The 11634-nt window shown below is 70.9% G+C and carries 11 protein-coding genes; 6 read left to right on the top strand and 5 right to left on the bottom strand.

From position 1 onward, the window contains the following. Window positions 1–134: 134 nt before the first annotated feature. The gene (locus tag ACYVGD_RS02090; RefSeq protein ID WP_460741318.1) at window positions 135–1271 is read right to left on the bottom strand and encodes an FUSC family protein; all 1137 of its coding nucleotides are present in this window, start codon (window positions 1269–1271) and stop codon (window positions 135–137) included. Window positions 1272–1346: 75 nt separating this feature from the next. Here ACYVGD_RS02090 and ACYVGD_RS02085 point away from each other — a divergent pair, with 75 nt between their 5' ends. The 6 genes from ACYVGD_RS02085 to serA all read left to right on the top strand — a co-directional run bounded on the left by ACYVGD_RS02085 (window position 1347) and on the right by serA (window position 7727). Continuing rightward, entirely contained in the window at window positions 1347–2855 is a 1509-nt protein-coding gene (locus ACYVGD_RS02085) for an ABC transporter substrate-binding protein (protein ID WP_460741317.1), read from the top strand. A gap of 216 nt (window positions 2856–3071) precedes the next feature. Beyond that, entirely contained in the window at window positions 3072–4034 is a 963-nt protein-coding gene (locus tag ACYVGD_RS02080; protein WP_460741316.1) for an ABC transporter permease, read from the top strand. Then, the gene (locus ACYVGD_RS02075; RefSeq protein WP_460741315.1) at window positions 4031–4843 is read left to right on the top strand and encodes an ABC transporter permease; all 813 of its coding nucleotides are present in this window, start codon (window positions 4031–4033) and stop codon (window positions 4841–4843) included. Before ACYVGD_RS02080 ends, ACYVGD_RS02075 begins: the two co-directional genes overlap by 4 nt. Next, a complete protein-coding gene (locus ACYVGD_RS02070; RefSeq protein ID WP_460741314.1) occupies window positions 4843–5682 on the top strand; it encodes an ABC transporter ATP-binding protein in 840 nt (279 codons plus the stop codon). The genes ACYVGD_RS02075 and ACYVGD_RS02070 overlap by 1 nt, the downstream gene beginning before the upstream one ends. Next, window positions 5679–6470: an ATP-binding cassette domain-containing protein gene (locus ACYVGD_RS02065; RefSeq protein ID WP_460741313.1), complete on the top strand. Its 792-nt coding sequence runs from the start codon at window positions 5679–5681 to the stop codon at window positions 6468–6470. The genes ACYVGD_RS02070 and ACYVGD_RS02065 overlap by 4 nt, the downstream gene beginning before the upstream one ends. Window positions 6471–6530: 60 nt before the next feature. After that, the gene (gene serA / locus ACYVGD_RS02060; RefSeq protein WP_460741312.1) at window positions 6531–7727 is read left to right on the top strand and encodes a phosphoglycerate dehydrogenase; all 1197 of its coding nucleotides are present in this window, start codon (window positions 6531–6533) and stop codon (window positions 7725–7727) included. Window positions 7728–7774: 47 nt separating this feature from the next. On the opposite strand, the gene ACYVGD_RS02055 is transcribed toward serA, so the two are convergent. The 4 genes from ACYVGD_RS02055 to ACYVGD_RS02040 all read right to left on the bottom strand — a co-directional run. After that, window positions 7775–8632 (bottom strand): inositol monophosphatase family protein, encoded by an 858-nt coding sequence (locus tag ACYVGD_RS02055; RefSeq protein WP_460741311.1) that lies wholly within the window; start codon window positions 8630–8632, stop codon window positions 7775–7777. 8 nt (window positions 8633–8640) lie between these two features. Continuing rightward, window positions 8641–9654 carry a ribosome small subunit-dependent GTPase A gene (gene rsgA / locus ACYVGD_RS02050; protein WP_460741310.1) on the bottom strand — a complete coding sequence of 338 codons (1014 nt, stop codon included), beginning with the start codon at window positions 9652–9654 and terminating at the stop codon, window positions 8641–8643. Then, the gene (gene aroA / locus ACYVGD_RS02045) at window positions 9651–11030 is read right to left on the bottom strand and encodes a 3-phosphoshikimate 1-carboxyvinyltransferase (protein WP_460741309.1); all 1380 of its coding nucleotides are present in this window, start codon (window positions 11028–11030) and stop codon (window positions 9651–9653) included. The genes rsgA and aroA overlap by 4 nt, the downstream gene beginning before the upstream one ends. A 308-nt stretch (window positions 11031–11338) precedes the next feature. Further along, a partial coding sequence (locus ACYVGD_RS02040) for a hypothetical protein (protein WP_460741308.1) occupies window positions 11339–11634 on the bottom strand: 296 nt, incomplete at its 5' end.

Below are 11634 nucleotides of genomic sequence, written 5' to 3'. Positions count from 1 at the left end.
CCTCAATCGACACAGTCCTCGCAACTCCCCAAAACTCGAGGTGTTGCGAGGACCGTTAGAACCCGCAAAACCGGTTGGGGGCCTTCTCCCATGTCCGGACGGTGAGGAGCTCCTGGCCGGAGGAGCCGTGGCGGTCAGTCCATGTCGGGGATCATCTCGCGGGCGTCGCCATAGTCGAGCCCGGTGAGGGCCAGCAGGTCCACGAGCATGGAGCGCACCTGCGCGAGCATTACGACCGACGACAGGCTGTGCGCCAGCTGGAGGTGCGAGCTCTCCTTGCCGAGGGCGACCAGCCGGGGGCGGGCGGCCTCCGGGATCCGGCGGGCCTGCAGCTCGCCAGCGCAGTAGCGCATCTCGTCGGCCAGCGCGGAGATGAGGATCCGGTAGGAGCGGGGGATCTCCTCGCCGCCCCACAGCGCGATCGTCGAGCGTCGCGCGAGAACGCGTAGGTTGCGCATCATTCGGTCCAGCGGGACGACCAGCTCGGCGATGTCCTGCATGTGCGGCAGCTGGGAGCGCAGGAACGGCGAGTAGCGCACGACCGCCAGGCCCTCGTCGGACGCCTCGCTGAGCCGGCCCAACACCTCCTCGCTGCGCCGGGCGCGGTTGAGCATCTCGTCGCCGAGCTCGGGGTCGCCGGACTCGAGCGCCTCGCTGATCCGGGCCAGGGTCTCGGCGGCCTCGTTGAGGACCTCGGCGGCGATGAGCCGTGGCCTCGACACCGACGAGCTGGGCGCGACCGTTGTCACCACCAGGGCCAGCGCGATGCCCACCACCGCGTCCAGCCACCGGTCCACCCCCTGCCCGGGCTGAGGCATCAGTGTCAGGACGATGATGGCCTGCAGACCGGCCTGGATGATCATCAGATTTCGGGCGCCGAGCCAGGTGGCCACCGACATCGCCAGCAGGCAGACGACGGTGATCTTCCACGGGCCCGTGCCGAACAGAGCCACGAAGACGTCGCCGAAGAACACCCCGAGCGCCACGCCCACGGCGATCTCGACCGCACGGCTCAGCCTTTGGCCGAACGAGAAGCCGAGCATGACGACGGCCGCGACGGGCGCGAGGGCTGGCTGAGGGTGGTGCAGGAACCGCGCGCAGACCCACCAGGAGAGGCCCGCGGTGAAGGCGCACTGGCAGATCATCCACAGCCGGTTGCGCCAGCGCTCGACACGGCGGCGCTGGGAGGCCGCGCCGGCGCGTACGCCCTGCTCGCTCAGGTCGAAGGCCCGCAGCGCCATCTGGCGCAGCGGGAACCGGCGAGCATCCATGGCTCCCACTATGGCAGGTGGTTAAAGTGTCTCCACGCGCGCGGCACGCGGGTGCCGCGGTGGAGGAGGCGACCCGTGTTCCGTCCTGTTCGACATCTGGTGGCCCTCGTGGCTGCTGCGACCCTGACGCTCGTCGGCTGCGCCGACCCCAACGGCCAGGGCACGTCGGGATCGGGGTCGAAGGCGACCCTTGCCATCGGTGCCACTGCCCAGCCGCCCACGATGGATCCCACGGCGAACGATGCCGCGGCCATCGCCCAGGTGATGCTCTACAACGTCTACGAGACGCTGGTGAAGCTCGACTCCGACGGCAAGCTGCGCCCGCTGCTGGCCCAGCGCTGGGAGGTCACCCCCGACAACAGGACCTACACCTTCCACCTCGACCCGGCGGCCAAGTTCGCCTCGGGCCGCCAGGTCACGGCCGACGACGTGAAGTTCTCCATCGAACGCATCAAGAACTCGGCCTCGACCGCCGCGCTGAAGAAGCAGATGGCGGTTGTCGAGAGCGTGGCGGCGACCGACGCCCAGACGGCTACGGTGACGCTGACTCGCCCGTCGAACTTCTGGCTTTATGACATGTCGTCGACCGCTGGCATCGTCTTCGACTCGAAGTCGACCGACGATCTGGCCAGCAGGACCGCCGGCTCGGGGCCGTACGCGCTCAAGGAGTGGGCCCAGGGCTCGACTGTGACGCTGGGCAAAAACGCCGACTACTGGGGGACCGCCCCCCGCTTCGACGAGGTCACCTTCCGCTACTTCTCCGACGCCAACGCGATGAACGCGGCCATGCTGGCCGGCGATCTCGACATCATCTCCAACATCCAGGCCCCGGCCGCGCTCCCGCAGTTCGCGGACGCCTCGCGCTTCAAGGTCATCGAGGGCACCACCAACGGTGAGGTCGTGATGTCGATGAACAACCAGTCGCCGGGCCTCAACGACCCCCGCGTACGCCAAGCCATCCGCCACGCGGTCGACCGCAAGGCGCTCCTCGAAACGGTGTGGGCCGGAAAGGGCACGCTCATCGGCTCGATGGTGCCGCCGACGGACCCCTGGTACGAGGACCTGTCCGGGGCCTACCCCTACGACCCGGCGAAGGCGAAGCAGCTTCTTGCCGAGGCCGGCGTCCAGAACCTGAAGCTGCGCCTGCGCCTCCCGACGCTGCCGTACGCCACCGGCGCCGGTCAGTTCGTGGCGTCCCAGCTCAAGGAGGTCGGCATCGAGGTCGTCATCGACCAGCTCGAGTTCCCCGCCCGCTGGGTCGACACCGTGCTCACCCGGGGCGACTACGACATGTCGATCGTCTCCCACGTCGAGCCCCGCGACCTCGTGCGCTTCGCCAACCCGCAGTACTACTTCCACTACGACAACCCCGAGTTCCAGCGCCTCGTCAATGAGGCCGACTCGGGCCCGGCCGCCGATCAGCCGGCAAAGCTGAAGCAGGCCGCGAAGCTCCTGTCCGACGACGCGGGTGCCGACTTCCTGTTCCTGTTGCCGCAGCTGGTGGTCACGACCCCGAACATCACGGGCGTGGCGAGGAACGCGACGACGCTGAGCTTCGACGTCACCACGATCAGCAAGTCGTGACGCCGGACGGGCCGGACGCACGAGGGGCTCAGGCGTTGATCGCACGCTGGGGTGTCTCGGCCATGAGCACGATGCACATCAGCGAGAAGACGCCGATGCCGGCCATCATGTAGCCGATGTGCATGCAGTCGGCCATGCCTGCGGCGACCAATCCGCCGGTGCGCAGCCTGGCGCGGCTCGTTGCCCCCGGCGTACGTGGCCCATAGGGTTTCCCGCATGTCCGTGCTGAGCCAGGTCGTACGCCGCCTCGCGGTGTTTGTCGCCAGCCTGCTCGTGGCCTCCTTCCTGATCTTCGTCGCCTGCCAGGCGCTGCCGGGTGACGTCGCCCAGGTGATGCTCGGTCAGAACGCGAGCCCGCAGGCCGTGGAGGCGCTGCGCGCCAAGCTCGGTCTCGACCGCCCGTTCCTCGTCCGTTACGGCGAGTGGCTGGGCGGCATGGCGACCGGCGACCTCGGCACGTCGGTGCTGTCGCGGCGCCCGGTCTCGGAGCAGGTCGGCGCCAAGCTGGAGGTGACGCTGTCACTGGTGGGCGGGGCGATGCTGCTGGCGCTGCTGATCGCCATCCCGGTGGGCATGCTGGCCGCCGTACGCCGCCGCCACGCCGACGGGCTCGCGGCGTCCGTGCTGTCGCAGGTCGGGCTGGCGATCCCCGCGTTCTGGGCGGGCATCATGTTCATCTACGTCTTCGCCGTCCGCCTGCGCTGGCTGCCGGCCAACGGCTACGTGCCGTTCCTGCGCGACCCGGTCGACTGGGCCGCCCACCTGGTGCTGCCCGTGCTGGCGCTGGCGATCGTCCAGGCGTCGGTGCTCGTGCGCTACGTCCGCTCGGCGTTCCTCGAGGTGTTGAGCGAGGACTACTTCCGCACCGCCCGCGCGATCGGCCACCGCCAGATGTCGGCGCTGTTCCGCCACGGCATCCGCAACGCCGCGCTGTCGGTCGTCACCGTTCTCGGCCTCCAGCTCGCCACGCTGCTCGTCGGCGCGATCGTCGTCGAGTCGGTGTTCACGCTGCCCGGGCTCGGCATGCTGCTGCTCAACGCCGTCGGCCAGCGCGACCTCGTGGTCGTGCAGGGCACCGTGATGGTGCTCGTCGCGGCCGTGCTGGTCATCAACGCGCTGGTCGACCTGAGCTATCTGCTCATCGACCCGCGCCTGCGCGGGAAGAGGGCCGAGGCATGAAGCGCGCATCGCTGTGGATCGGTGCGGTGCTCGTGGCCGGCGTGGTCCTCACCGCGCTCCTGGCCGTGGTGTGGACGCCGTTCGACCCCGAGCACGTCGTGCCTGACCAGCGCATGCTCGGCCCGGGACTCCCTCACCTGCTCGGCACCGACAACTTCGGCATCGACATCTTCTCCCGGCTCATGGCGGGCGCCCGCGTGTGCCTCATGGTCGGCGTGATCGCCGTCGGTATCGCCGCGCTGGTCGGCGTACCGCTGGGCATGCTCGCCGGCATGGCGCGCGGCTGGCTCGGCGAGCTGGTCATGCGCGGCGCCGACATCCTGTACGCGTTCCCCGCGCTCCTGCTCGCGATCCTCCTGGCGGCGGCCTTCGGCGGGTCGACGTGGACGGCGATGACCGCCATCGGCATCGCGACCGTCCCGGCCTTCATCCGGGTTGCGCGGGCGGCCACCATGTCGGTGATGAGCGCCGACTACGTTGTCGCCGCCCGTTCGTCGGGCACGTCGCACCTCGGCACGGCCGTACGTCACGTCCTGCCCAACATCGCGCCAGTCGTGGGGGTGCAGGCATCGGTGTCGTTCGGCATCGCGATCCTCGCCGAGGCCGCGCTGTCCTACCTGGGCCTGGGCACGCCGCCCCCGCAGCCGACGTGGGGACGCATGCTGCGCGAGGCGCAGACCTTCCTGTTCACCGACCCCCTGCAGGCCCTGTGGCCGGGTCTGGCGATCGCGCTGGCCGTGCTCGGGTTCAACCTGCTGGGTGACGGACTGCGCGACCTGCTCGACCCGCGGCTGAAGGAGGCGGACTGATGGCGCTCGTCGAGGTCGAGGACCTGACCGTCGCCTTCGGGCGCTCGCGACGCGTGGCCGTGCACGGCATCTCGTTCACCATCGAGGCCGGCCAGCGCGTGGGTCTCATCGGAGAGTCCGGCTCGGGCAAGTCGGTGACGTCGCTCGCGCTGATGGGCCTGCTGCCCGAGAACGCGTACGTCACCGGCTCGATCCGCTTCGACGGGCAGGAGATGCTCGGGCGGCCCGACCGGGAGTGGGCGCGGCTGCGCGGTGACCGCATGTCGATGGTCTTTCAGGAGCCCATGACGGCCCTCGACCCGACGATGAAGGTCGGCAGCCAGGTCGCCGAGGTGCTCGCCCTCCACGGCGTACGCGGTCGCTCGAACTCTGACCGCGTGCTCGAGATGCTCGACGCCGTCGGCCTGCCCACGCCCGACCGCATCGCCGCCTCGTTCCCGCACGAGCTGTCCGGCGGCCAGCGCCAGCGCGTCGTCATCGCGATGGCGCTGATCAACCGGCCCGATCTGGTGATCTGCGACGAGCCGACGACCGCGCTCGACGTGACCGTGCAGGCCAAGGTGCTGGGCCTGCTCGACCGCTCGCTCGACGAGGTCGGGGCCGCGTGCCTGTTCATCTCCCACGACCTCGCCGTCGTGTCGCAGGTCTGCCACGACGTGATGGTGATGCTCGACGGCCACATCGTCGAGCGCGGGCCCGATGCGGAGGTCTTCGCCGACCCGCAGCACGGCTACACCCGGGGCCTGCTCGCCACAGCCCGCCTCGACCAGGTCGAGCCCGGCACGCGCCTGCCGGTGGTCTCCGACTTCCACGACCGCACCCAGGGGGGCCCGCGATGAGCGGCCCGGTCTTCGTCGTCGACGACGTCGTGCGCGAGTACGCGGGCCGTCGCGGCACCGTCACCGCCGTCGACCACGTCTCGTTCGCCGTCCAGTCCGGCGAGCGGCTGGGCATCGTGGGGGAGTCGGGTTCGGGCAAGTCGACGCTCATCCGCATGCTCGCCGCCCTCGACCGTCCCACGTCGGGACGCATCCTGCTCAACGGCCGCGAGATCCAGGCGCTGAAGGAGCGCGAGCTGGGGTTCCTGCGCGCCGACGTCCAGATGGTGTTCCAGGACCCGCGCAGCTCGTTGAACCCGCGCATGAAGGTCGGCGACATCATCACCGAGCCGCTGCGCTCGCGGCTGGTCCGCGGCCAGGAGGGCGTACCCACCGATGCGGCGGCGCGCCTGCGCGAGGTGCTCGACCAGGTCGGCCTGCCCGCCGACTCCGCGAAGCGCTACCCGCACGAGTTCTCTGGCGGCCAGCGTCAGCGCATCGCCATCGCCCGCGCCCTCGCGCCGCGTCCGAAGGTGCTCATCGCCGACGAGCCCGTGTCGGCGCTCGACGTGTCGGTGCGCGCCCAGGTGCTCAACCTGCTCAACGACCTGGTGCGTGAGATGGGTCTGACGATGGTGTTCGTCTCCCACGACCTCCAAGTCGTGCGCCACGTCTGCAACACGCTGCTGGTCATGCGCTCGGGCTCGGCCGTCGAGGCCGGCACCACCGCCGAGGTGTACGCCGACCCGAAGCAGCCGTACACCCGCGAGCTGCTGGCCGCCGTGCCGAGGCTCACGACGGAGCGGTGAGCCCGCGCCCGCTGGGTGGAACCACCGACCCCGGGCGAGACGCCGGGCTAGGATCGCGGCGTGAAGGCACTCCTGCTCGAGAACATCCACCCGTCCGCCGTCCACGTCTTCGAGGAGCGCGGCATCGAGGTCGAGACCCGCAAGGGGGCCCTCGACGAGGCCGAGCTGATCGACGCCCTCGACGGGGTCGGCATCCTGGGCATCCGCTCGAAGACGAGCATCACCGAGCGGGTCTTCCGTGAGCGACCATTGCTGGAGTCGGTCGGCGCCTTCTGCATCGGCACCAACCAGATCGACCTGCGCGCCGCCTCGGGCGCAGGCATCCCCGTGTTCAACGCGCCGTTCTCCAACACCCGCTCGGTCGTCGAGCTGGCGCTGGGCGAGATCGTCGCGCTGGCCCGCCACCTCACCGACAAGAACGCCTTGCTCCATCGCGGCATCTGGGACAAGTCCGCCGCCGGTGCCCACGAGATCCGCGGCCGGACGCTCGGCATCGTCGGCTACGGCAACATCGGCTCCCAGCTGTCGGTGCTGGCCGAGGCGCTGGGCATGCGCGTCTACTTCTACGACGTCGCCGACAAGCTCGCCCTCGGCAACGCGCAGCGCTGCAACACCCTCGAGGAACTGCTCGGCAAGGTCGAGACCGTCTCGCTCCACGTCGACGGCCGCGCGGGCAACGCCGGTTTCTTCGGCGCCGAGCAGTTCGCGATGATGCGCGAGCGCGCCCTGTTCCTGAACCTGTGCCGCGGGTTTGTCGTCGACCACGACGCACTGGCCGACGCGTTGCGCTCGGGCAAGGTCGCCGGTGCCGCGGTCGACGTGTTCCCCGAGGAGCCGAAGAAGAACGGTGACCCGTTCAGCTCACCGCTGCAGGGCCTCGACAACGTGATCCTCACCCCGCACGTGGGCGGCTCGACCGAGGAGGCCCAGCAGGACATCGGCTTCTTCGTCGCCGGCAAGCTGAGCGACTTCCACCTCGGCGGCTCGACGAACATGAGCGTCAACATGCCGCAGGTCGCCGGTGAGGAGAACTTCGGCGGCGTACGCCTGCTCCACATGCACCAGAACGTCCCCGGCGTGCTGGCCCGCATGAACCAGGTCGTCGCCGACCACGGCGTCAACATCGACCGCCAGACGCTGGCCACCCGTGCCGACCTCGGCTACGTGGTCTCCGATGTCTCGGGCGCCCGCGTCCGCGAGCTGGCCCAGGCCCTGCGCGACCTGCCTGAGACGGTACGCCTGCGCGCCGTCGGCTGACCCGAGCAGACCCGCTCTCCGAGCGAGCGCCAGCGAGACGAGGAGCCTCAGTTCTCCGCGCGGCGCCGATCGGCATCGGGATCGACCACACCGCCGGTGGCGAGCTGGCGGCGTACGACATCGTGCAGCACGCCGTTGGTGGCGACTGCTCCCGGGCCGACAGGGCCCCGCGTACCCTCCACGTTGGTGAACCGGCCACCGGCGGCCTCGACGACGGCGCAGCAGGCCACCATGTCGTGCAGCGCCAGCTCGGGTTCGCAGGCGATGTCGACGGCGCCCTCGGCCAGCAGCATGTAGGACCAGAAGTCGCCGTACCCGCGGGTGCGCCAGCACGACCGCATCAGGTCGACGAAGTTCTGGCCGAGCCCGGCGTCGACCCAGCCGCCCATCGACGAGTACGACATCGACGCGTCGGCCACGTCGGCGACCCGCGAGACGGCGATGGGGGAGGCGTACGCGATGGAACGCCCCGTGTATGCGCCGCCGTCGGCCGAACCCCACCAGCGGCGGCCCAGCGCTGGCGCGGAGACGACGCCGACGACGCACTCGTCGCCGTCCATGAGGCCGATGAGCGTCGCCCAGACCGGGACGCCGCGGACGAAGTTCGACGTGCCGTCGATGGGGTCGATGACCCAGCGGCGGGCGCCGTCGGCGGAGTCCTCGCCGGTGGTGCCGCCCTCCTCGCCGACGATGGCGTCGCGGGGCCGCGCCCGCGACAGCGTCCTGCGCAGCGACTCCTCGATGGCGACGTCGGCGTCGGTGACCGCCGAGCGATCGGGCTTGGCCGAGACCTGCAGGTCCTGGGCCTTGAACCGGTCCATCGACAGGGAGTCGGCGTTGTCGGCGAGCAGGTGGGCCAGGCGCAGGTCGTCGGTCCAGGAGCTGGCGCGGGAGGTGTCGGGCATCGGGGTCCTCACTGCTCGTAGGGGAGGGAGCGCGCGGTGATCATCCGGCGGAACGACTCGACGCGGGCCCGCGGGACCTCCCCGGAGCGCCACGCCTCGTCGAGCCCGCAGCCGACGGCCTCGGCGTCGTGGGTGCAGCCGCGCGGGCACTGGTCGGCGTACTCGTAGAGGTCGGGGAAGGCCTTGAGCACGTCGGCGGGCTGCACGTGGGACAGGCCGAAGGAGCGTACGCCGGGGGTGTCGATGACCCAGCCGGCGCCCTCGGGCAGCTCGAGCGCGATGGCCGAGGTGGAGGTGTGGCGGCCGCGGCCGGTGACCTCGTTGACGTGCGACACGCGGCGGTCGACGCCCGGGATGAGCGCGTTGACGAGCGTGGACTTGCCGACGCCGGAGTGGCCGACGAACACGGACACGTGGTCGGCGAGGAGCTCGCGCACGGGCGTCAGGTCGGCGCCGGGCTCGACCACGACGACGGGCACGCCCAGGGGTTCGTACGCCGCCTTCAGCTCGTCGGGGGAGGCCAGGTCAGCCTTCGTCAGGCACAGGACGGGGTCGAGGTCGGCCTCGTAGGCGGCGACGAGGATGCGGTCGATCATGCCGGTACGCGGCGGCGGATCCGCCAGCGCGGTCACGATGACGAGCTGGTCGGCGTTGGCGACGATCGGGCGCTCGTAGGGATCGTCGTCGTCGGCGGTACGCCGCAGCACGGTGTCGCGGGCGAGGACCTCGACGATGCGGGCGAGCGTGCCCTCGTCGCCGGAAGTGTCGCCGACGAGGCGCACCTTGTCGCCGACGATGCACGACTTGCGGCCCAGCGTGCGGGCCTTCATGGCGGTCACCTCGCGGGCGACGCCGTCGTCGTCGCGGACCAGGCAGCGGTAGCGGCCGCGGTCGACGGTGATGATGAGCCCGACCTCGGCGTCGGAGTAGTCGGGCCGGTCCTTGGTACGCGGGCGCGTCCGCTTGCGCGGCCGGTCGAAGCCCGCGTGGTCGTCGGAGTAGATCCCGCCGCGGCGGCTCACCGGCCCCCCTCCTGGTCGACCGTGCCGGGGCCATGGGCGTCGGACCAGGCCGCGGAGTCGAGCAGCATCTGGGCCCACAGCGCGGGGAACTCCGGCATCGTCTTGGACGTGCACCCGATGTCGTCGAGGGTGATGTCGTCGACGATCAGGCCCAGGAGCGCGCCGGCGTGGGCCATCCGGTGGTCGGCGTACGTCGCGAAGTCGCCGCCGTGCAGCACGCGCGGGTGGATGACCAAGCCGTCGGCGGTCTGGTCGGTCGCCGAGCCGAGGCCGCGCAGCTCGGCCTCCAGCGCGGCGAGGCGGTCGGTCTCGTGGCCGCGGATGTGACCGATGCCGCGCAGCCGGCTGGGTTCGTGGGCGACCGAGGCCAGGGCGGCGACGACCGGCGCGAGCTCGGAGGCGTCGGCGAGGTCGAGGTCGACGCCGCGGAGGCGGCGGCCCCCGGTGACGGTGAGGCCGTGGTCGTCGAGGCGCACGTCGGAGCCGAACGCGTGCAGGACCTCGCGGATCAGGTCGCCGGGCTGGGTGGTCAGCCGCGGCCAGTCGGGGACGGTCACCTGGCCCTCGGTGATGGCGGCGGCGGCGAGGAAGACGGCGGCGTTGGTCAGGTCGGGCTCGATGGTGACGTCGCGGGCGGCGATCGTGCCGGGCCGCAGGACCCAGCGGTGCTCGGACGGCTCGTGGATCTCGACGCCCCGGTCGCGCAGCATCTGGGCGGTCATCTCGATGTGGGGAAGGCTGGGCAGGGTTCCGCCCACGTGCTCGACGTCGAGGCCCCGCCCGCACAGCGCGCCGACCATGAGCAGGCCCGACACGTACTGGCTCGACGTCGACGCGTCGATGCGGATGCGCCCACCGGGCAGGTCGCGGCGGCCGGTCAGCGTGAGCGGCAGGCCGGTCGCGTCGTCGGGGATGCCGGCGCCCATGTCGTAGAGGGCGTCCAGCAGGGGGCCCATGGGGCGGGCGTACGCCTGGTCGTCGCCGTCGAACGTCGTCGTGCCCTCGGCGAGGGCGGCGACCGGTGGGAGGAAGCGCATGACGGTGCCGGCGAGCCCGCAGTCGATGGTGGCTCCGGCGGTCAGCTCGGCCGGGGGAGTGACCCGCCACTGGGGGCCGTCGTCGTCGATGCGTACGCCGAGCGCGCGCAGCCCGTCGCGCATGAGGCGGGTGTCGCGGGCGTCGAGGCCGCCGCGGATCGTCGAGGGCCCGTCGGAGAGGGCGGCAAGCACGAGCGCGCGGTTGGTCTCGGACTTCGACCCGGGTACGCGGACCGTCGCGTGGACCGGCTCGGTGGCCAGCGGCGCGGGCCACGGCCCGGAGTCGACGGCCCGACGGGGCCGGGCCTGGGGAGTGTGGGGGCGCTCGTGGGTGCTCACGCGGCCGAGTCTAGTGATGCCCGCCGCTGCGGGCCCGTCCACCTCAGAGTTCTTTGATGGCTGGGGGTTGGTCTCCTGAGCGCCCGTGTCCGTCCTCATCAACAGGGCAGGTGGACATGGGCACTCGGAGAGTCCCTGCACCTGTTCCCGCGGGTACGAGAAGCAGGTTGGGTCAGGGTTGGTTGGTGGTGATCCAGCCGCCTTGGAATTGTTGGATGTATTGGCCGGTGGTTCCTGTGCCGGGTTCGTTGGTGGGGTAGCCGTAGCGGCCGTTTTCCCAGCCTGGGGTCTGATGCTCCTATCTGGTGTCAAGCTGCTGTGAGCCATTCTCGGTAGCGGTGGGCGAGGTCGTCGCTGCGTCTGTTGCCGAGTTCGATCTCGGAGATTCGTGCGGGCCAGGTGCCGCAGGCTTCGGCGGTGTTGGTGAGGGTGATGTTCTTGGCTTGGCGGGCGGGTCGTAGGTCGGTGTAGTTCGGGATCTCGCAGTGGCCGGTCAGGGCGCGGTAGACCTCTTGGGCGAGTGCTCGTTTGAGGGATCGGTAGACGGCTGCGAGGGTCCAGCCGGCGTCGAGGTGCTTGTCGCGGTAGTCGCGGGTGCGTTGGT

It is taken from the genome of Mariniluteicoccus endophyticus (assembly GCF_054780035.1).
This window is presented reverse-complemented; position numbering and strand designations above follow the sequence as displayed.

Bases quoted from the DNA above. Each gene is read 5' to 3' on its own strand.
- ACYVGD_RS02055 (WP_460741311.1), bottom strand. From the start codon at position 8,632: ATGCCCGACACCTCCCGCGCCAGCTCCTGGACCGACGACCTGCGCCTG.
- ACYVGD_RS02080 (WP_460741316.1), top strand. From the start codon at position 3,072: ATGTCCGTGCTGAGCCAGGTCGTACGCCGCCTCGCGGTGTTTGTCGCC.
- ACYVGD_RS02065 (WP_460741313.1), top strand. From the start codon at position 5,679: ATGAGCGGCCCGGTCTTCGTCGTCGACGACGTCGTGCGCGAGTACGCG.
- ACYVGD_RS02075 (WP_460741315.1), top strand. From the start codon at position 4,031: ATGAAGCGCGCATCGCTGTGGATCGGTGCGGTGCTCGTGGCCGGCGTG.
- ACYVGD_RS02090 (WP_460741318.1), bottom strand. From the start codon at position 1,271: ATGGATGCTCGCCGGTTCCCGCTGCGCCAGATGGCGCTGCGGGCCTTC.
- ACYVGD_RS02070 (WP_460741314.1), top strand. From the start codon at position 4,843: ATGGCGCTCGTCGAGGTCGAGGACCTGACCGTCGCCTTCGGGCGCTCG.